General features: G+C 62.9%; 15 protein-coding genes. 5 read left to right on the forward strand and 10 right to left on the reverse strand.

The window, feature by feature from the left end; all coding sequences use genetic code 11:
• Positions 1-37: 37 nt before the first annotated feature.
• The gene (locus QQL76_RS14205; protein ID WP_499208172.1) at positions 38-3208 is read right to left on the reverse strand and encodes an Rne/Rng family ribonuclease; all 3171 of its coding nucleotides are present in this window, start codon (positions 3206-3208) and stop codon (positions 38-40) included.
• Positions 3209-3963: 755 nt separating this feature from the next.
• Here QQL76_RS14205 and QQL76_RS14210 point away from each other — a divergent pair.
• The 3 genes from QQL76_RS14210 to prfB all read left to right on the forward strand — a co-directional run bounded on the left by QQL76_RS14210 (position 3964) and on the right by prfB (position 9098).
• Positions 3964-5202, forward strand: a complete 1239-nt coding sequence (locus tag QQL76_RS14210) for an N-acetylmuramoyl-L-alanine amidase (protein WP_499208173.1) — start codon at positions 3964-3966, stop codon at positions 5200-5202.
• A 186-nt stretch (positions 5203-5388) separates the two neighbouring features.
• Positions 5389-7848 (forward strand): penicillin-binding protein 1A, encoded by a 2460-nt coding sequence (locus QQL76_RS14215; RefSeq protein WP_499208174.1) that lies wholly within the window; start codon positions 5389-5391, stop codon positions 7846-7848.
• 121 nt (positions 7849-7969) lie between these two features.
• Positions 7970-9098, forward strand: a protein-coding gene (gene prfB, locus QQL76_RS14220; RefSeq protein WP_499208175.1) for a peptide chain release factor 2 whose coding sequence is annotated in 2 segments (ribosomal slippage) — positions 7970-8038 and positions 8040-9098 — 1128 coding nt in all. Because the reading frame shifts where the segments join, the coding sequence is not laid out codon by codon here.
• Positions 9099-9119: 21 nt separating this feature from the next.
• Here prfB and QQL76_RS14225 read toward each other — a convergent pair.
• On the reverse strand, positions 9120-9764 hold the full coding sequence (locus QQL76_RS14225) for a hypothetical protein (RefSeq protein WP_499208176.1): 645 nt from the start codon (positions 9762-9764) through the stop codon (positions 9120-9122).
• Positions 9765-9963: 199 nt separating this feature from the next.
• Here QQL76_RS14225 and QQL76_RS14230 point away from each other — a divergent pair, with 199 nt between their 5' ends.
• Positions 9964-10377 carry a DUF4168 domain-containing protein gene (locus QQL76_RS14230; RefSeq protein WP_499208177.1) on the forward strand — a complete coding sequence of 138 codons (414 nt, stop codon included), beginning with the start codon at positions 9964-9966 and terminating at the stop codon, positions 10375-10377.
• Positions 10378-10474: 97 nt separating this feature from the next.
• Here QQL76_RS14230 and QQL76_RS14235 read toward each other — a convergent pair whose 3' ends face one another.
• The 3 genes from QQL76_RS14235 to gltX form a co-directional block, all read right to left on the reverse strand.
• Positions 10475-11110, reverse strand: coding sequence for a MarC family protein (locus tag QQL76_RS14235; protein WP_499208178.1), 636 nt, complete (start codon positions 11108-11110; stop codon positions 10475-10477).
• Positions 11111-11188: 78 nt separating this feature from the next.
• Positions 11189-12478, reverse strand: coding sequence for a citrate synthase (gltA, locus tag QQL76_RS14240; RefSeq protein WP_499208179.1), 1290 nt, complete (start codon positions 12476-12478; stop codon positions 11189-11191).
• Positions 12479-12671: 193 nt separating this feature from the next.
• Entirely contained in the window at positions 12672-14090 is a 1419-nt protein-coding gene (gene gltX, locus QQL76_RS14245) for a glutamate--tRNA ligase (RefSeq protein ID WP_499208180.1), read from the reverse strand.
• Positions 14091-14494: 404 nt separating this feature from the next.
• Between gltX and QQL76_RS14250 the strand changes: the two genes are divergently transcribed.
• A complete protein-coding gene (locus tag QQL76_RS14250; protein WP_499208181.1) occupies positions 14495-16789 on the forward strand; it encodes a ComEC/Rec2 family competence protein in 2295 nt (764 codons plus the stop codon).
• Here the strand turns inward: QQL76_RS14250 and lexA are convergent.
• The 5 genes from lexA to trpD all read right to left on the reverse strand — a co-directional run bounded on the left by lexA (position 16783) and on the right by trpD (position 21214).
• A complete protein-coding gene (lexA, locus tag QQL76_RS14255) occupies positions 16783-17514 on the reverse strand; it encodes a transcriptional repressor LexA (RefSeq protein ID WP_499208182.1) in 732 nt (243 codons plus the stop codon). The genes QQL76_RS14250 and lexA overlap by 7 nt on opposite strands.
• Before the next feature lie 95 nt (positions 17515-17609).
• Positions 17610-18827 (reverse strand): molybdopterin molybdotransferase MoeA, encoded by a 1218-nt coding sequence (locus QQL76_RS14260; protein ID WP_499208183.1) that lies wholly within the window; start codon positions 18825-18827, stop codon positions 17610-17612.
• A 2-nt stretch (positions 18828-18829) separates the two neighbouring features.
• Positions 18830-19333, reverse strand: coding sequence for a cyclic pyranopterin monophosphate synthase MoaC (gene moaC / locus QQL76_RS14265; protein ID WP_499208184.1), 504 nt, complete (start codon positions 19331-19333; stop codon positions 18830-18832).
• Positions 19330-20154, reverse strand: coding sequence for an indole-3-glycerol phosphate synthase TrpC (gene trpC / locus QQL76_RS14270; protein ID WP_499208185.1), 825 nt, complete (start codon positions 20152-20154; stop codon positions 19330-19332). The genes moaC and trpC overlap by 4 nt, the downstream gene beginning before the upstream one ends.
• Before the next feature lie 34 nt (positions 20155-20188).
• Positions 20189-21214: an anthranilate phosphoribosyltransferase gene (gene trpD / locus QQL76_RS14275; protein WP_499208186.1), complete on the reverse strand. Its 1026-nt coding sequence runs from the start codon at positions 21212-21214 to the stop codon at positions 20189-20191.
• Between the last annotated feature and the right edge of the window lies 1 nt (position 21215).

The raw sequence follows: 21215 nt of genomic DNA on the forward strand, positions 1-21215 counted from the left end.
GTCTTTGATTATTCAGAAGGGCTGGGTACCCGCGCGGTCAAAAGAAACCGCGGCGCTGCCACCAGCCACCCTTTTTGGGCTTGGCTTCACCTTCCGGCTCGGCCTTCTGTCCATTGGACACAAGTTGCGGCTCGGCAGGCTTCGCTGGCTCGACGGGTGCTTCCGCTTCCGGTTGGACGACGGGCGCGCTCTCCTGGACAGCCTCCGCAGCAACCTCCTCGGCGACTGCCGGTGCAGCTTCCTGCGTTTCCGGCTCAGCAGCGACTGTGCTCACATCCTCGGCCGGCTCGGCCTTGGCAGCTTTCTTAGCACGCGGCTTGCGCGCAGGCTTGACCGGCTCCGCGTCAGCGTCGGCCTCAACGGCATCGGACTTCTTCCGCGTGGCGCGGCGCCGCTTTGGCTTCTCTTCGGACGCCGCTGCCTCGTCTTCAGCCGGCGCCGCTACGGCCTCTTCGGAAACGACAGGTGCAGGCTCGGCGTCAGCCGGCGCAGCAGCAAGCTCCACCGTTTCCACCACTGCACCCTCGACGGCGTCTGCCGCATCCTGATCGGCCTGCGCCGGCTCGCCTTCGCCGACTTCGTGCTCGGCCGATGTCTCTTCGCCGGACGCATCGCCCTCGGAAGCGTTCAGCTCCTGACCATCTTCACCCTGACGGTTGCGACGACCGCCACGCTTGCCGCGGCGGCGGCGCTTGCGCGGCCGTCCGTCATCGTCGCTCGCCTGGACTTCCGAACCCGATTCTACGCTATCCGCTGCATCGTCGTCGTCTTCGTCGGTTTCAGTCGAACCGGCTTCGGCTGCGACGGCACCGTTCTCGTCGTCGCGGTCACGGCCGCCACGACGGCGCCTGCGACGACGCTTCTTCCGGTCTCCGTTTTCGCCGTTCTCCACGCGTGTTTCGCTGCGCGTCTCCGCGCGTGCCTCGACAGGCGCTTCGGCAACGTCTGCGTCTTCCTCTTCCTCGTCCCAAACAGGACCCGCGACGCCATCGTCGTCATCGTCGTAATTGGCAAGAGGCATGATCGTCTCGATGCGCACCGGGTTCTCGACGGGAGCACCGCGATCGATGGCGAGATGTGCCGAACCAATGGAAGCATCCGCATCGATGGTGATCGAAACGCCGAAGCGGCGTTCCATCTCCACAATGCTCTGGCGCTTCTGGTTGAGCACGTAGATCGCCGTCGCCGGCATCGTGCGCACGATCAGATCGTGCGTCGTGCTCTTCAGTAGGAACTCCTCGATCGAGCGGATCACGTGGAGCGCGACCGACGATTGCGAGCGAACATGGCCCGTGCCGCCGCAATGATCGCAAACCTGGGTGGTCGATTCCAGAACCGAGGCGCGGATTCGCTGGCGCGACATTTCCAGAAGGCCGAAATGCGAGATGCGGCCGACCTGGATGCGTGCGCGATCGTTCTTGAGCGCATCCTTGAGGCGCTTTTCCACCGACCGGTTGTTGCGCTTCTCTTCCATGTCGATGAAGTCGACGACGATCAGGCCGGCGAGGTCGCGCAGCCTGAGCTGGCGCGCCACTTCGTCGGCTGCTTCCAGGTTCGTCTGGAGTGCCGTGTCCTCGATGGAGTGCTCACGTGTGGAGCGGCCCGAGTTTACGTCGATCGCAACCAGCGCTTCGGTCTGGTTGATGATGATGTAGCCGCCAGACTTCAGCGTCACCTGCGGCTGCAGCATGCGATCGAGCTGCGCCTCGATGCCCGAGCGCGAGAAGATCGGGTGCACTTCGCGGTAGGGCTGAACCACCTTTGCGTGGCTCGGCATCAGCATCTTCATGAAGTCTTTCGCTTCACGATAGCCGTCCTCGCCCGAAACGACGATCTCGCTGATGTCCTTGTTGTAGAGATCGCGGATCGAACGCTTGATCAGGCTGCCCTCCTCGTAGACGAGGCAGGGGGCCGTGGAAGCGAGCGTCAGATTGCGCACGTTCTCCCACAAACGCATCAGATATTCGAAATCGCGCTTCACTTCGGCTTTGGTGCGGTTGGCACCGGCAGTGCGCAGGATAACGCCCATGCCCTGAGGCACTTCGAGGCCGCGGGCCACTTCCTTCAGGCGCTTACGGTCCTGCGCATTGGTGATCTTGCGCGAAATGCCGCCACCACGTGCCGTGTTCGGCATCAGGACCGAATAGCGGCCGGCCAGCGACAGATAGGTCGTCAGAGCGGCGCCCTTGTTGCCGCGCTCTTCCTTGACCACCTGGACGAGAAGGATCTGGCGGCGCTTGATGACTTCCTGGATGCGGTACTGCTTGCGCGGCTTGCGCACCGAACGATCCGGCAGTTCTTCGAGCGCATCTTCCGCGCCGACCGATTCGACGCGGCCGCCGGCTTCTTCTTCGTGATCGTCGCCGCCGCGTCGGGCCTGGTTGCGGCGTCCGCGGCGGCGCTTGCCGTCCCGCTCGCCATTGCTGTCGCCTTCGCCGTCGTCGTCGCTGCCTGCCTGGTCGTCCTCTTCATCCTCGTCGTCGTCACTCTCGGTGACGGCGTTGCGGAGATCGAGGTTGCTGTCGGCAGCCTTGCCTTCGACGAACTTTGCGGCTTCGAAATCCACTTCGCCCGGGTCGCGCTCGCCGTCGTCGCCAGTGTCGACAGGCTCGGAAACGGATTCCGTTTCAACGATCGCAGCCATCGAGCGACCGTCGCTCTCATCGTCATCGCTGTCGTCATCACCGACAATGGCAGACGAGCCGCCATCCAGATCCTCGACCGCGTCTTCCACGGCGTCTGTTTCGGCATCCGCCTTGCGACCGCGGCGGCGTCCACGCTTCGACTTGCGCGCCGGTGCAGCATCGTCGTCGCCATCGCTGTCGCCGATGTCTTCGCTCGCGTCGTCGGCCGGCGCCGACGCTGCTGCGCGGTCGGCCGCCTCGTCGGCTTCGTTCTCGTGCCGAGCACGCTCGGCTTCCGCTTCGGCCTCGGCAGCGAGCAGGGCCTGACGGTCGGCGAGCGGGATCTGGTAGTAGTCGGGATGAATTTCGGAGAAGGCGAGGAAGCCGTGGCGGTTGCCGCCGTAGTCGACGAAGGCGGCCTGGAGTGACGGCTCTACGCGGGTGACCTTCGCGAGGTAGATATTGCCCCGCAGCTGCTTCTTATGCTGCGATTCAAAATCGAATTCTTCTATGCGGCTGCCGCGAACGACAACGACACGCGTCTCTTCCTTGTGAGACGCGTCGATAAGCATTTTGTCTGCCATTGAACTTCTGCTCCTCGGCAGCCGCGCAGCCGCGCGCCCGCCGCACCGTCAGGACACAAGGTCCGACGAAGAGGCGGGGCGACAGATTGCAGGGTGCCGGATGTCGATATTCTCGATCGATGACGCGGGGCGGAAGATTGGGTGTCGGCCAAAGCGCCGGTCGATGACCGCCTGCCTGTCCGCTCCACCGTTCCGAACCCGAATGTCATAAAGAAACCACGAGAATAATTGTTTCCTGAAAGGCCTCGTCGAGGCCGATGAAAATGCCCGATGCACAGGCGATGGGGTGGCCGATGGCCATTAACGAGACCCGGCGCAGCCGGGCGAACGCGATTCATGGTGAGGGAAATCGGGGCGGAAGGACGTCGGATGTACCCGGGTCGGCGCTACTGCGTTTTCGCCACAGTGTCAGCCGCTGTCACGCCGGTCACTATCCCGTCATCGTCCCAATTCCTCTCTTTGCTTTTATGAATTCAAAGTTGATTAGGCAAGGAAATAAAAATGGGCGGCAGGACGGGTTGAAGCGTCGGCTACGCCGAACAGCAAAGGTCCGGCGGTGGGAGCAGAGCGGCAGAAACGGGCCGTCAACCCTTCATTAACCATGTCGGCGCAGTGTCGCAGCGCATATGGGCAGACGTTCCGGACTTGTGGTCCAGGCTCGCATCCTGCTAGCCCCATTGAAGCCACTGACATCCGCGACACGGCATCGTCTACGCCATGACCTGAGGAGGCAGACCGAGATGGACAGGACCCGAATGACCCGGTCTTTCTTGCGTGTGGTGGCCGCGATTTTGGCGTGTCTGACCATCCTGTCGCTGCCAGCCGCTGCTCAAGAGCGCGCCTCAGGGAGCCGTCATCTGGCTTTCGGCGCGCGTATCGCCGGCGACGAGTTGCGCACCCGCGTCGTCGTGGATTTCGAGACCGAACCTCAGTTCGAGGTGCATTACCTGAACGATCCCAAGCGGGTGATCATCGATCTGCCCGAGACGGTCTTCGCGTTCGACGAGGATGCCCTGCCGCCGCGCGGCCTCTTCGAAATGATTCGCTATGGCGCCATGGGCCCTGGCCGATCGCGGATGGTGTTCACGGCCATCGGCCCCGTCGAGCTGGAGAACGCGATGGTCGAACCGCGCGAGGACGGCCGCGGCCATCGTTTCGTGTTCGACGCCGTCGCCACCAGCGATGAGGCATTCGCGTCGAATGTGCGCGGCCAGCAATGGCGCCAGGCAGGCGGCCCATCCGGAGCGCAGTCAGGCACGCAGGGTGTGACGGTCGGCGAGGGCGCAGGCGAGGCGCGCCCGTTCACCATCGTTCTCGATCCCGGACATGGCGGCATCGATGCCGGTGCGAAGGGCCGAGCCGGTACGGACGAAAAGGACGTCACGCTTGCATTCGCCAAGGCGGTCGCGGCCGCTCTGGAGACGAGCGATGACATTCGGGTGGTGCTGACCCGTGACGACGACCGCTTCATCGCGCTTGGTGAACGTGTGCGCATTGCGCGCCAGCACAGTGCGGACCTGATGATGTCGATCCACGCCGATTCGATCAGACTGCCCGAAATCCGCGGCGCGACAGTCTACACCCTGTCTGACCGCGCCTCCGACGCCATGGCGGCCGATCTCGCCCGTCGCGAAAACCGCGTGGACGAACTCGCCGGTGTCGCGACCGGCAGCGAAGATGAAGACGTGGTGGACATCCTGCTCGATCTGACCAGGCGCGAAACCCAGGTCTTCTCGGTCGGTCTTGCCCGATCGGTCCTCGACAGGATGCGCGGGGAAATCCGGTTGATCAACAATCCGCATCGATTCGCGGGATTCTCCGTTCTGAGAGCTCCTGATGTGCCGTCGCTGCTGGTCGAACTTGGCTATCTGTCCAATGCAGAGGACGAGAAACTGCTGATCGACGAGGAGTGGCGCACCAAAACGGCGGGCCTCCTGGCGGATGCGATCAAATCCTTCCGAGCGCAGGTGTTCGCGGCTGCAAAAGATTTGTGAATGAAGCTGGGCCGCGATATGCTGTGGCCAACTGGAAACACGTTCCATCCATTCGGTTCGATAGCGACGTCTGAGGGGCCATAAGCCCTATTTTGCGCACATTCCGCGGGGTAGGTCGGGACAACGACATGCGCCGTTCGAATGGCAGCAGTCGAATGAGAAACGAACAGGCTCGGCAGACGCGATATGATCAGACTGATTGGCTATTTCTTCGGAATCGGCACCATTTTCGCCCTTATCGCCGCAGCCGCCGTCGCCTGGTACGTCGTCAACGTGACCGAGGACCTTCCGGACTACGAAGTTCTGGCGAACTACGAGCCGCCCGTGACGACGCGGTTTCATGCCGCTTCGGGCGAGCTTATGGCCGAATATGCGCGCGAACGTCGGCTCTTCCTGCCGATCCAGGCCATTCCGGATCGGGTAAAGGCAGCGTTTTTGTCCGCAGAAGACAAGAATTTCTACTCGCATCCCGGCATCGACCCCATCGGTCTTGCCCGCGCCATCGTAGTCAACGTGCAGAACCTCGGTTCGGGTCGGCGGCCGGTTGGTGCGTCCACGATCACGCAGCAGGTCGCCAAGAACTTCCTCCTGAGCGCCGATCAGACGATCGACCGCAAGGTCAAGGAAGCGATTCTCTCGTTTCGCATCGAGCAGGCCTATTCGAAGGACCGCATCCTCGAACTCTATTTGAACGAGATCTTCTTCGGCTACGGCGCCTACGGTATCGCCGGTGCGGCGCTGTCCTATTTCGACAAATCCGTGAATGAGCTGACGATCGCAGAAGCCGCCTATCTCGCAGCGTTGCCGAAAGCGCCTTCCAACTATCATCCCTTCCGGCAGACCGAGCGCGCCATCGAGCGCCGCGATTGGGTCGTCGATCGGATGCTCGAGAACGGCTATATCAGCGTGGAGGAAGCACGCGAGGCGAAGGCATCTCCGCTGGGTGTCGAGCCGTCCACCGGCAATTCCACGCTCTTTGCGTCCGATTATTTCGCCGAGGAAGTCCGTCGCCAGATCATTTCACGCTACGGCCAGGATGCCCTCTACGAAGGTGGCCTTTCGGTCCGCACGACGCTGAACCCGCAGATGCAGATCGCCGCCCGCCAGGCGCTGCACGACGGTCTGATTGCCTATGACGAAAGCCGCGGCTTCCGCGGCCCGGTCGATACGGTCGACATCTCGGGCGACTGGGGCGTCGCGATGGCGGAAATCAACGAGTTGAGCGATGTTCCGGAATGGAAGCTCGGTGTCGTGCTCGAAGCGAATGACGCAGGTGCCACGATCGGTCTCAAGCCGCGCCCCACGGGCTCCGGCGAAGTCGGTGAGGATCGCGAGACGATCACGCTGCCGGCTGCCGGCATGGAGTGGGCCTACCGCATGAACATTGACGGACAGTCGTCCACCGCGCGCAGCCCGGCCGGCGTCCTCAATCCCGGCGACGTGGTGTTCGTCGAGGAGATGGATGGCGAGAATGCTGGCTGGCGCCTGCGCCAGCCGCCGGAAGTGCAGGGCGCGCTCGTCGCGATGGACCCGCATACCGGCCGCGTGCTTGCTCTGGCAGGGGGCTTTTCCTACGCCCAGTCGGAATTTAACCGCGCCACGCAGGCAATGCGCCAGCCCGGCTCGGCCTTCAAGCCGTTCGTGTACGCTGCAGCGCTCGACAATGGCTATACACCGGCGTCGGTGGTGATGGACGCGCCGATCGAAGTCGTCTCCGGCAACGAGATCTGGCGTCCGAAGAACTACGGTGGCGATGCGGCCGGACCTTCGACGCTCCGCCTCGGGATCGAGCGCTCGCGCAATCTCATGACCGTGCGCCTTGCCCAGGACATGGGCATGGATCTAGTCGCCGAGTATTCGGAGCGCTTCGGCATCTACGACAACCTCATGCCCTATCTGCCGATGTCGCTTGGCGCCGGCGAAACCACGGTGCTGAGGCTTGTCAGCGCCTATTCGGTCATCGCGAATGGCGGCAAGGCCATTGAGCCTTCGCTGATCGACCGCGTGCAGGATCGCTATGGACGGACTGTATTCCGTCACGAAGAGCGCGTGTGCGAGACCTGCGCTGCCAACGAATGGCAGGGCCAGGAAGAGCCGGTGATCGCCGATAACCGCCAGCAGGTGCTCGACCCGATGACGGCCTATCAGATGACCTCGATGCTGGAAGGCGTCGTGACCCGCGGAACAGCGGCGAGCGCCGTCAATCTCGGCCGTCCGACCGCTGGCAAGACGGGCACGACCAATGAAGAGCGCGATGCGTGGTTCGTCGGCTACACGCCCGACCTCGTGACCGGCGTCTACATGGGCTTCGACAATCCGCGTCCGATGGGCCGTGGATCGACAGGCGGTGGGCTTGCTGCTCCGATCTTCAACGCGTTCATGAACGATGTGCTCGAAGGCGTGCCACCGGCCGACTTCCGCATCCCCGAAGGCTTGAACCTCATTGCCATCGACCGCCGCACCGGCATGGCATCGAACGGGCAGGGCGGCGACGTGATCATGGAAGCATTCAAGCCGGGCACGGGCCCTGCTCAGGACTTCTTCGTCATCGGCAACCTGGACAGCTATCAGTCGAGCGAGGAGATCATCCAGTCCTCGCCACAGGCCAACCGTGCCGTGACCTCCGGTGCCGGCGGCCTTTACTGAGCCGCCACGCGCAGTCCGGGTCAGTCTGTTGACCTGAAGACCTTTACAGGCCGGAGCCTCGTGACTAGGTTCCGGCCACGAAACGACAAATCCCAATCGACACGCAGGAAGAAGCACGCCAATGCGCTCCGAAACCGCATCCGTCGTCGACGACATCAAGCAGGGGTTGGCCCTGCTGAGGAGGCATCTTTGACTGGGATCAATCCGTCAAACGCCTAGACTACCTCAATCACAAATCCGAAGACGCAGCCCTCTGGAACGATCCGATGGAAGCCCAGAAGTTGATGCGCGAGCGTCAGTCTCTGGAAGATTCCATCACCGGCATCCGGGCGCTCGAAACGTCGCTTGAAGACAATCTCGGTCTCATCGAACTCGGTGAGGAAGAGGGCGACGATGGCGTGGTGCGTGAGGCCGAGCAACTCCTTAAGGAGATGCGCGCCGAACTCGATCGACGCCAGATCGAAGCGCTGCTCGCCGGCGAGGCCGACAGCAACGACACCTACCTCGAAATTCACTCCGGCGCCGGCGGCACAGAGAGCCAGGACTGGGCGAACATGCTTTTGCGCATGTACACGCGCTGGGCCGAGCGGCGGAAGTTCAAGGTCGAGGTCATGGAAGTGCATGACGGCGAAGAAGCGGGCATCAAGTCCGCGACGCTGTTGATCAAGGGCCACAATGCCTATGGCTGGCTGAAAACCGAGTCGGGCGTGCATCGCCTCGTCCGTATATCGCCGTTCGACAGCCAGGCGCGCCGTCACACGTCGTTTTCGAGCGTCTGGGTCTATCCCGTCATCGACGATACGATCCAGATCGAGATCAACGAAAGCGACTGTCGCATCGATACCTATCGCTCGTCGGGCGCTGGCGGACAGCACGTCAACACGACCGACTCGGCCGTGCGTATCACGCATATGCCGAGTGGCATCGTGGTGCAGTGCCAGCAGGAGCGCTCGCAGCACAAGAACCGCGAAAAAGCCTGGAACATGCTGCGCGCTCGTCTTTACGAAGCTGAGCTAAAGCGTCGGGAAGAAGCGGCAAGCGCCACCGAAGCGACGAAGACGGAGATCGGCTGGGGCCACCAGATCCGTTCTTACGTGCTGCAGCCTTACCAGCTGGTCAAGGATCTGCGCACCGGGGTGGAGAGCACCAACCCGCAGGAAGTGCTGGATGGCTCGGTTGACGCCTTCATGGAAGCAGCGCTCGCGCATCGCGTCCATGGCGGCGACGAGACGATCGAAGACGTCGACTGAATATATCCTACTCGAACGGCGTCAGTTGCTGGCGCCGTTCAGCGTCAACTCGCCAAACTCGTCTACGAAGAGTTCGAGCATATCGGGCTCCGGCGCATTGGGCGCGTCCTTGATATAGATGAAGGCAGCAAAACCCGGTGAGGCCGAAATGCCGGTCGAGTTTTCCGGCCGGATGTCGGTGATGTAGCCCGAGCGCTCGGTGACTTCAGTGATTTCGGTGGTTTCCAGAAGCTCGGGACCGTTTTCGGTCAATGCAACGCGCTGGAGATAGAGGCGCGAGCTGTTGTCTTCACTGCGGATCGCCAAAGCCCGATAATAGCCGCGCTGATCTGGTTCGGCGTCTGCCGGGGCCTCGGCCTCGCCTTCGGTGGTTTCCCCTGCCGCTTCGATCGTTTGCCAGAAGCCGCCGCTGACCACGAACAGCAGGCGAGGTGAAAGACCTTCCGCCAGATCCGAGGGTTCCTGCGCAAACACGGCCATGGGTCCCGCAACTGCAAGAGCAACTGCCAGTGCCAGCGCGTGGATTGGTCGTTTCAACATCACTGCTGGCATCCTCCTGAAGCGTCCAGTCTCCGGAAGATATGCTGCAATGATGACAGTTCTCAAGTCACGCGTCGTTAGCTGTTGTCGGAAGTAATTCGAGATACTGTTAAAGCTCCACTTCATCTTCGCGGGCGGTTGGGAAATTATTGTTTCCCGGATTGGCTGAACGTGACGGTCTGAGCGCCGTTTGTGGATGCCAACGGGTGGTTATGCGGGTCGCGGATCAATAGGTTGTTCAGTGTCGCTGTCGCTTCGCACTCAGTGCGTGCGGCACAATTCTATCAAGTTGCTGATACGCGACGAGATGAAAGGGAACGACCTTATGATGATCAAAAGATATTCGATCATGGCGCTTGCAGCTGTAAGCTTGGCACTGCCAGCGACGGGCCTTGCCGTTGCACAGGAGGCGATGCCGGCGCAGCCTCAGACTGAGCAGCCCATGACTGAACAGTATTCCGACGAGACGCTTCGGTCTTTCGCGACAGCGTTCCTGCAGGTGGACGAAGTCAATCGCGAATACACGCCACGCCTGCAGGAGGCGACGACACCCGAAGAGCAGGAGCAGATCCAGGCGGAAGCCAGCCAGCAGATGGTGAGCATCGTCGAAGAGTCGGACGTCACGGTGCAGGAATACACGTCAATCATGCAGGCGGCCCAGGCCGATCCGGCTTTGGCCGAAAAGCTGACCCAGTACATCGGCGAAGCATCGGACGGCGCCCCGGCGCCGGCGCAATAACAACGACGGCCTCAAGAAAAGCGGGTCGAGTTTCGGTCCGAGGACTTCTCCCACTCGGGTCGTCGAGCGGCTGCCGGATACGTCCGGCGGCCGTTTTCTATGATCGAAGCGGGATGTCGATCGAGCCCACCCCGTCGATCACGAACTGCACCGCAAGCGCTGCGAGAATGACGCCCAGCAATCGGGTAAGGATCATGCGGCCGGTGGCGCCCAGAAAGCGATCCAGCCGCTCGGCGACCACCAGCGTGCCGAACAGGATCAGGACGCAAATGAGGATCACGCCGACGAGTTCGGCGCGCTCGATCGGTCCCTGAAAAGAGCCGGAAAGCAGGATGATCGCCGAAATCGCGCCTGGCCCCGCAACGAGTGGAATTGCCAGCGGAAAGACGGCGATGTTGGAGATATGGTCCTGCGTGATGGCGCGTTCCGCGGTTGTCTCGTGCCGCTCCTGCCGCTTCTCAAAAATCATCTCGAAGGCGATCCAGAAAAGAAGCAGCCCGCCAGCGATGCGGAAGGCGCCGAGCGTGATACCGAGCAGCGAGAGAATGGCGGAACCGGTGACGGCGAACAGGCTGAGGAGGACTGCGGCGATGATGCAGCCACGCAGCGCAACCTGAAAGCGCTGCGCCCTGTTCATGCCGTTGGTCAGGCCGAGAAAGATCGGCGCGAGACCCGGCGGATCGATGAGGACGATGATGGTCGCCAACGCATTGAGGAGAAGATCGTAGTTCATCGCGCGGCTCTCATCAAAAAAGAAAACGGCGGAAGCGCTGGATGCGCTCCCGCCGCCGATGGCAGTATCTTGGACGACTTAGTTGCGCTTGGAAACCGGCACGTATTCGCGCTGAGCCTCGCCCGTATAAAGCTGACGCGGACGACCGATGCGCTGGGACGGATCCTCGATCATCTCGTTCCACTGAGCGATCCAGCCGACCGTACGTGCCAGCGCGAAGAGCACCGTGAACATCGTGGTGGGGAATCCGAGCGCCTTCAGGGTGATACCCGAATAGAAGTCGATGTTCGGATAGAGCTTCTTCTCGACGAAATAGTCATCGGTGAGCGCGATGCGCTCCAGCTCCATGGCAACGTCGAGCAGCGGATCGTCTTTGATGCCAAGCTCGGCCAGAACCTCATGCGTCGTTTTCTGCATGATCTTGGCGCGCGGGTCATAGTTCTTGTAGACGCGGTGGCCAAAGCCCATCAAGCGGAACGGATCGTTCTTGTCCTTGGCGCGGGCGATGAATTCCGGAATGCGATCGACCGAGCCGATTTCGCCGAGCATGTTGAGCGCAGCTTCGTTCGCGCCGCCATGTGCGGGGCCCCAGAGGCAGGCAATGCCAGCCGCGATGCAGGCGAACGGATTTGCACCCGACGAGCCGGCGAGGCGAACCGTGGAGGTCGATGCGTTCTGCTCGTGATCGGCATGCAGGATGAAGATGCGGTCCATGGCGCGCGACAGCACCGGATTGACCACATACTCCTCGCAGGGAACGGCAAAGCACATGCGCAGGAAGTTCGACGTGTAGTCGAGATCGTTCTTCGGGTACACGAAGGGCTGGCCGACGTGATACTTGAACGCCATCGCAGCGATCGTCGGCATCTTCGCAATCATGCGCAGGCTCGCGACCATGCGCTGGTGCGGATCGGTGATGTCGGTGGAGTCGTGGTAGAACGCGGACAGAGCGCCGACGACACCGCACATGATGGCCATGGGATGCGCATCGCGGCGGAAGCCGGTGAAGAAGCGCGACATCTGCTCATGGATCATCGTGTGATGGGTCACGCGATAATCGAAGTCTTCCTTCTGCGCCTTCGTCGGCAGTTCCCCGTAGAGAAGCAGGTAGCAGACTTCGAGGAAGTCGCCATGCTCGGCAAGCTGCTCGATCGGGTAACCGCGGTGCAGCAAGACACCTTCGTCGCCGTCGATATAGGTGATCTTGGATTCGCAAGAGGCGGTCGAGGTGAAGCCCGGATCATAGGTAAAGGCGCCGGTGTGCTTGTAGAGCGCGGCGATATCGTAGACTTCAGGGCCGATCGTCCCCTTGCGGACCGGAAAATCCACTTCCTTGCCATCCACGGTCAGTTTGGCGCTTTCAGTCATGTCGAACCCTTCCCAATCTCTCCGAAACATGAGCGCATTCGTCAGAAAGGCGCCCATGGCTGGCGAATTGCTATATGATTTCGCTGCACCTGCCAAGTTGTCGACAATCGAATTGTGCAGCGCCGCAATGTGTGCTTAGGCCAGCACTTGCGACGACAATGCTCTTGTCGATCAAGCAAGACGTTTCAATCGGTTAGCCGAGCTGATCGGCAATCCGACCGAGCGATTCCTCGCGGCCCAAAACTTTCAGAACATCGAACACGCCGGGCGAAACGGCCCGTCCCGTGAGTGCAGCGCGAAGAGGCTGGGCGACCTTGCCGAGCTTGAGTCCTTCGCGCTCCGCATAGGCGCGGACGGTCTCGTCCAGCGACTCGATTTCCCAGGACTGAAGCGCCTGCAGCTCAGGAAGAAGACCCTCGAGAACCGGGCGACCTTCGGCGAGAATCGCCGCCGCCTTTTCGTCGTTCTGCAGCGGGCGCTCGTCGAACAGGAAGCGCGCGCCATCGGCGAGCTCGACCAGCGTCTTTGCGCGCTCCTTCAGCCCCGGCATCACAGCCAGCAGTTGGGCGCGGCGCTCGTCCGTCATGCGGTCGATGAAATAGGCGCCGCCTTCCATCTCGGGAAGGATGGCGATCAGGCTGTCGACGAGCCGCGCGTCATCGGCCTGGCGGATATAGTGCCCGTTCAAGGCTTCGAGCTTCTTGATGTCGAACCGGGCGGCACCCTTGTTGATGTCCGAGACGTCGAACCACTCGATCATCTGCTCGGTCGACATGATCTCGTCATCGCCATGGCTCCAGCCGAGGCGCACGAGGTAGTTGGTGAGCGCTTCGGGCAGGAAACCCATCGCGCGGTAGGCTTCGGCACCGAGCGCGCCGTGGCGCTTGGAGAGCTTCGCGCCATCGGCGCCGTGGATCAGCGGAATATGAGCCATGGAGGGAATGTCCCAGCCCATTGCCTTGTAGATGATCGACTGGCGCGCGGCGTTCGTCAGGTGGTCGTCGCCGCGGATGATGTCGGTCACGCCCATGTCGTGGTCGTCGACGACGACCGCAAGCATATAGGTCGGATTGCCGTCCGAGCGCAGGATGATGAAATCGTCCAGATCGGCATTCGGAAAGCGCACATCGCCCTGCACCTTGTCGCGAACCAGCGTCTCGCCATCGCGCGGCGCCTTGATGCGGATGGCCGGGCTCACGCCTTCCGGTGCTTCGGAAGCATCGCGGTCGCGCCAGCGCCCATCGTAGCGCGGCGGCTTGCCGGCAGCCCGCTGTGCCTCGCGCATGGCATCCAATTCCTCAGCCGAGGCATAGCAATAATAGGCCTCGCCACGCTTCACCAGTTCCTCGGCGATTTCGCGGTGGCGTGCGGCACGCTCGAATTGCGAGATCGGCTCGCCGTCCCAGGAGAGCCCCAGCCAGCTTAGCCCATCCAGAATGGCGTCGACGGCAGCATCGGTCGAGCGTGCGCGATCGGTGTCCTCGATGCGCAGCAGCATCTTGCCGCCCCGGTTCTGGGCGTAGAGCCAGTTGAACAGCGCCGTGCGCGCACCGCCGATGTGGAGGTATCCAGTGGGCGAGGGCGCGAAGCGGGTGACGATCCCTTCGGACATGATCTTGAACCTGTAAGTGATGCTGGTTGAGCGACGATCGGGTCCCTTGAAGGCCGCATCGTCCTGTTGGCGGTGATCTAACACACGAGGGCGACAGCGCAAGGCTTGCGGTGTATCCTGGGGCCGGGCGAGGGGGCCCGACCAGGATGGCGCATGCTGATGCTGAACGCGAGCCAGTGAATGGCTCCGCTTGCGAGCGGACTGCGTTTGCGTTCGACCCCGCCGATCCTCACGCCGATCATGATCCGAACAAAGATTCTCGCCTCATCCCCAACACGTCTCGATCGTCGCGCCGACGCTGGTCGCATCGGAGCGTAAGGCAGGCACTTGATGAGGAGCGAGGCCACGGCGCGCTGTTTCTGTGGGCCTCCGCCTTCTTCGCGACAGGTGCCGCGCTCTGGCGCATGCTGCCAAGCGATCCGCCGTTTGTCGCAACGCTTGGGCTCACCATCGCTGTGGGATTGGCCGCAGCACTCACGGCGAGCCGGCTGCGGAACGTGCTCGCCGCGCTGTGCCTGATCCTGGCCGGGCTCGCTTCCGCCGCGGCGGAGGCGGATCGGCGTGCCATCACCGTTCTGGACAGTCCCGTGGTCACGACCATCTCTGGCCGGGTGCTGTCGCGGGAAATCGATGAGGAGGGTCGCTGGCGTTACCTCGTCGAAGTCCGGTCGACGCATGACCCGACGCTGCGCCGGCCGCCCGAACGGGTGCGGCTTCTGGCGCGCAGCAACCATCCCGATATCGAGATTGGTGCGTCGATCATCGGCCTGGCACGACTTGCGCCACCGTCCGGTCCCGCAATGCCCGGCACGTTCGATTTTGCCTTCAACTCCTATTTCGCCGGCATCGGCGCTTTCGGGTTTTTCTACGGCCCGCCCGGAATCATGCCCGGTGATCAGGCCGAAGAAAGCTACGCCGACCGGATCGCCCAATGGACGACTGAACTCCGCGAAACAATCGCGTTCCGGATCAAGGAGGTGATCCCAGGCGACGCGGGCGCCGTTGCAGCCGCAATGACCGTATCCGACCGTCGGGCCATCTCCGAAGAGACCAATGAAGCCTTTCGCATTACGGGGCTTGCCCACATCCTGTCCATTTCCGGCCTGCACATGTCGCTGGCTGCAGCCCTTATGTTCACCGGATTGCGGCTCGGCTTTGCACTTGTTCCGGGCGCCGCCCAGGCCTGGCCGGTGAAGAAATTCGCAGCGCTCGGCGCCATCGGCACCTCCACCTTCTACCTGCTGATTTCCGGCGCCGTCATCTCCGCACAGCGCGCCTGGATCATGGTGGTCGTCATGCTGGTTGCGGTGCTGCTCGACCGGGCTGCGCTGACCATGCGCAATGTCGCGATCGCGGCCTTTCTCATCCTTCTCGTCACGCCGTCAGCGGTGACATCGCCCGGCTTCCAGATGTCTTTTGCAGCAACCGCTGCCCTCATTGCCGCCTATGGTGGCTGGGCAGCGCGTAACAGGAACAAGACGCCGGATTTCACGACCTCGAAGCAAGGCTTCGTCTGGCGCTGGACGTTGCTGATCGTCGGTCTGGCCGTGACATCGCTGATTGCCGGCGCGGCGACGGGGATCTTCTCGGCCCACCATTTCCACCGCATGTCGAGCTACGGGATGATCGCCAACGTAATTGCGATGCCGGTCATCTCGGTCATCGTCATGCCATTCGGCACGCTTGCGCTGCTGACGATGCCATTCGGCCTCGATGCGATTTTCCTGACGATCATGGGGCTGGGGTTGGAGGCGGTCATCGCCATCGGCCATCATGTCGCCGCCTATGGGGATGGTTTCGCCACGGGGAAGATCCCCGGAGCCGTTACGGCGCTTCTGTCGCTGGCGCTGCTCATCCTGGTCTTCACACGAACATGGCTGCGAAGTGCCGCTTTGTTACCCGCGCTCGCAGCGGCCTTCATCATGACGGCCGACCTGCGCGCCGACCGGCCTCTGCTGCTGATCGCCGAAGACGCTCGCCTGGCCGGAATCCTGCGCGAGGACGGCCTGGCGACCAACCGCGCGCGTCCGAGCAGTTTCATCTTCGATCAATGGGCGACGGCAACCCGGCTTGCGACCCATGTCCCGCCAATCGTTGTTGTCGATGCACAGGCAGACCTCCCGTCAGCCGAGACGCCTGTCGAGCCGGTCGAGGGCGATACCGAGATCGACCCCGCCATCGCCTATGGGACGATGCGCCGGGCTGTCCTCGACTTGGAAGACGGACAGATGGCAGGCGTGTTCCGATGCCGCCGCGGCGCGTTCTGCGTGGCCCGGCTGGAGAACGGAACCATCGTCGCCTGGCTGGAGGAACCGGCCTATGTCGGCCCTGCATGCGACATGGCCGATATCGCCATCATTCCGATACCGCTGACCCTGCGTGAATGCCGCTCCGGCGCGAAGCTCTTCACCGCCCGCACTTTGCGTGAAACCGGCGCGATCGCCGTCTACGCCGCGTCGATGGAGCAAGGCTTTGCGGCGAACGAGGCGCGTGCGTCAGGCACTGAACTTGGCGACGGGACCGGCCCAAAACCCGCATTCCGCTTCGAAGAGGCCGCCGGTCGCATGCGCGCTTGGACGCGACACCGCTACTATGACTGGAGAACGGGGAGCTTCGCCGAGCCCGGTCAGGGCAACGCCAATTCTACCATCTCGAGCACGAGCGGAGATGAAAGGGCCGGCACTGTCACCGATCAGTGATAGCGCCGGATGAGACCCACGAGCTTGCCCTGTATCTTCACGCGATCCGGTCCGAAGATCCGTGTTTCATAGGCCGGATTGGCTGCTTCAAGCGCGACGGACGCTCCCTTGCGGCGGAAACGCTTCAACGTCGCTTCCTCGTCATCGACAAGAGCCACGACGATGTCGCCTGGATTGGCTGTCGACGCATTCTTGATAATGACCGTATCGCCGTCGAAGATGCCGGCATCGATCATCGAATCGCCTTTGACCTCAAGCGCGTAGTGCTCGCCCCCGCCCAGCATGTCCGGCGGGACCACGATGGAATGGGTGTTGTTCTGGATGGCGGAGATCGGCACACCCGCCGCGATGCGACCCATGACAGGCACGCTGATTGCGCTGTTGTCGTTGTCTCGCGGCATCTCGCTTTGACGGCGATCCGAAACAACCTCCGGCTTCGGCGTCTTGCCCAGTGAGCCTTCGATGACGCTTGGCGAAAAACCCCGGCGCTGCGGCACGGCCGCGTTGTAGCTTTCCGGCAGCTTGATTACTTCCAGTGCACGCGCGCGGTTCGGCAGGCGGCGAATGAAGCCGCGTTCCTCCAACGCGATGATCAGGCGATGGATCCCCGACTTGGACGCGAGATCGAGGGCTTCCTTCATCTCGTCGAAGGATGGCGGCACGCCGCTTTCCTTCAGGCGCTCATGGATGAAAAGAAGCAGTTCCTGCTGCTTACGCGTCAACATCGGCTGCTTGGGCCCCCGCTTGATCGGATGGAAACAAATGTGGAACACACTTTATCTGTTCCTTTTGTGTTCCGCAAGTCCATCAGCAAACGAGGCTAAATCCGCCTTAGCAGGATCGCCCGTACAGTGTCGCCGGCCTTTGCCTCGGGGGCGAATGGCGGTCGAACGACCAGGCCATCGGCTTCGGCGAACACGCGCATCATGGATGAGTCCTGCCGGGTGGCAGGCGTGGCGACGAGCGTTCCGTCGGGCCGCCGGTGCATCGCCGCGCGCAGATAATCCTGGCGCACGTCGTTTTCGGCGAGGTCTACGTCGAGGATCGCGTCGACCGCCTGCACATGATGGGTGCGGCCGGCGAGCTTCGCGATCAGAGGCGTCAGGAAGACGTGCGAGCAGACAAGGCTCGAGACAGGGTTTCCCGGTAGCCCGAGAACATGCATCGGGCCGATGCGGCCGCTCATCAGCGGCTTGCCGGGCCGCATGGCAATCTTCCAGAACTTCAGCTCCAGACCGTGCGATTCCAGCACCTTCCGAACGAGGTCGTGATCGCCAACCGAGGCGCCGCCAAGCGTCACCAGGATATCGGCGCCTGCCGCCTGAGCGGCGTCGATCGATCGGTTCAGGGCATCAAGCGTATCGGCGGCAATGCCGAGGTCGATCGGTTCGCCGCCCGCTTCTTTGACAATGGCGGCGACGCCAAAACTGTTTGACGCGATGATCTGATCGCCGCGTGGATCGGCACCCGGCGGCACGAGCTCGTCGCCGGTCGCCAGAATGGCGACGCGCGGGCGCCGATGGACGGGCAGGGCGGGGAGGTTCATCGCTGCCGCCAGCGTCAGCCGGCCGGCATCGAGCATCGCCCCCTTGGCGATCACCGTCTCGCCACGATGGAAGTCGAGACCTGCACGCCGCACGAACCGCCCGGCCTGCACCGGCTCGACGACCTCGACGAGGCTTTTATCAAGCGGCCGTGCGTTTTCCTGGATGAGGATCGCGTCGGCTCCTTGAGGGACCGGTGCGCCGGTGAAGATGCGGACGGTCTCGCCGCGTCCGATGGCGCCCGTGAACCCGTGTCCGGCTGCCGATTCGCCGATGACCCTCAACGTCGCACCTGGCTCTGCCGTATCCGCGGCGATCACGGCATAGCCATCCATGGCCGAGGCAGGAAACGGAGGCTGGTCGCGCATGGCGATCAGCGGCTCGGCAACGACCCGGCCCCATGCTTCATGGAGCGGAACGTGTTCGATATCGACAATCGGTCGGGCGTCGGCGAGAATCAGTTGGAGCGCATCGTCGACGGGAAGCAGCGCCATGATCAGCGTGCCCCGTCGCTGCCCGGATGGTTCCAGTTGCCCGACTTGCCGCCGGTCTTGGAGAGCAGCCGGACGCCGGTGATTTCCATCGCCTTGTCGACGGCTTTTGCCATGTCGTAGAGGGTGAGGCAGGCGACCGAAACCGCCGTCAGCGCTTCCATCTCGACCCCCGTCTGACCCTTGAGGCGCGCCATGGCCTCGACGCGCAGGCCGGGCAGAGTGTCGACCGCCTCGATCGTGACCGCAACCTTGGTCAGCATCAGCGGATGGCAAAGCGGAATGAGGTCGGCCGTCCGCTTGGCGGCCATGATGCCAGCAATGCGCGCCGTGGCGATCACGTCGCCCTTTGCTGCGCCGCCTGACTGGATGAGCGCGAGCGTTTCCGGAGCCATCTTCACAAAGCCTTCGGCGATCGCGATGCGCTCGGTCTCTGCCTTGCCGCCGACATCCACCATGGTGGCGCGCCCCTGTTCGTCGAGATGCGTGAGTCGCGCTTCGTCGCTCATTGCGCTGCTGCCCCGCTTTTGCCCGTCAGCAGCTTGCCTGTGAGCAGCGTCTCCGTCGCGCTGGTGACATCGTCGATGCGCATCAGGCTTTCGCCGACAAGGAACGTGCCGATGCCGGCGCGCTCGAGCCGCAGGCAATCCTCATGGGTGAAGATGCCGCTTTCGCCGACGAGGTGGCGGCCAGCGGCCATGGGTGCGAGCCGCTCGCTGTTGTCCAGCGACACCTCGAAGGTGCGCAGATTGCGGTTGTTGATGCCGATGAGCGGGGAACTCAGCGAAAGCGCGCGCTCCATTTCCGCCTCGTCATGCACCTCGACCAGCACGTCCATCCCGAGATCGACGGCCGTATCGTGAAGCTGAAGCGCCATCGCGTCATCGAGGCAAGCCATGATGACGAGGATGGCATCGGCGCCCATCGCGCGGGCTTCGTACACCTGGTACGGATCGAACAGAAAATCCTTGCGGATGACCGGCAGCGCCGTTGCGGAACGCGCAGCGATCAGAAATTCCGGCGCGCCCATGAACGATGGCGTGTCTGTCAAGATCGAGAGGCAAGCGGCGCCGCCCGCCTCATAGGCGCGCGCCAGTGCCGGCGGATCGAAATCGGCGCGAATGAGCCCCTTGGACGGGCTGGCCTTCTTGATCTCGGCGATCAGAGCGAAGTCCCCGCGAGCGCGTTTCGCTTCAAGCGCGGTCAGGAATCCGCGCGGCGCGTCAGCGTCCGAAGCCGCTGCCTTTACCTCCGCGAGCGGCCGAGCGGCCTTGGCGGCGGCGATTTCCTCGCGCTTATAGGCTTCGATGCGGGTCAGAATATCGCTCAACGCCCCAATTCCTTCATATCAAGCCGGTTCGTCATCATGCCGCGGCCGCGTGCCGCTGCGAAACCGTCACGAGGCGCTCCAGCACCGCAAGTGCGGCACCGTCGTCGATCGATTTCGCCGCCAGCTCCAGTCCTTCCGCCACCGTCTCGGCGCGGCCGGCGACCACCAGCGAGGCGCCGGCATTCAGAAGCGCGATCTCGCGATAGGCATCTTTCGAGCCGCGAAGAACAGCCTGCAAGGCCTTGGCATTGTGTGCGCCGTCAGCGCCCTTCAGCGCATCGATCGGCACGCGCTTCAGGCCGAGCTCTTCAGGCTCGATCGAGAAACGTCGGATCGAACCGTTTTCCAGCGCAACGACATCCGTTCGTCCAGTCGTCGTCATCTCGTCGAGACCGGCGCCATGGACGACCCAGACACGCTCCGAGCCGAGATCCTTCAGCACCTCGGCAAGCGGCTCCAGCCATTCCGGGGCGAAAACGCCGAGCAACTGCCGCTTGGCGCCAGCGGGATTGGAGAGCGGGCCGAGCAGATTGAAGATCGTGCGGGTTCCGAGTTCCACGCGCGTCGGCCCCACATGACGCATCGCTGCATGGTGGGCAGGGGCGAACATGAAGCCGATGCCGGCTTCCTCGATACAAGCAGCAATGGCCGGCGCCTTGAGATCGATCGCAACGCCGAGTGCCATCAGCGCGTCCGCAGCGCCGGATTTCGACGAGAGCGCGCGGTTGCCGTGCTTGGCGACGGGCACCCCGCATCCCGCGACGATGAAGGCCGCGCAGGTGGAGACATTGTAGGTGCCGGTGCCGTCGCCACCGGTACCGACGATGTCGATCGCATCGGCCGGCGCCCCGACGGTCACCATCTTGCTGCGCATGGTCGTCACGGCGCCGACGATTTCGTCCACCGTTTCGCCGCGCACTCTGAGTGCCATCAGGAAACCACCGATCTGGCTCGGCGTGGCATCGCCCGACATCATGATGTCGAACGCGGCCTTTGCGTCGTCGCGCGAGAGCGGGACACCGGACGCAGCCTTGGCGAGGTAGCTCTTCATGTCTGCCATT

The sequence above is a fragment of the Rhizobium albus genome, from assembly GCA_030160035.1.
GTDB classification, from domain to species: domain Bacteria; phylum Pseudomonadota; class Alphaproteobacteria; order Rhizobiales; family Rhizobiaceae; genus Georhizobium; species Georhizobium albus.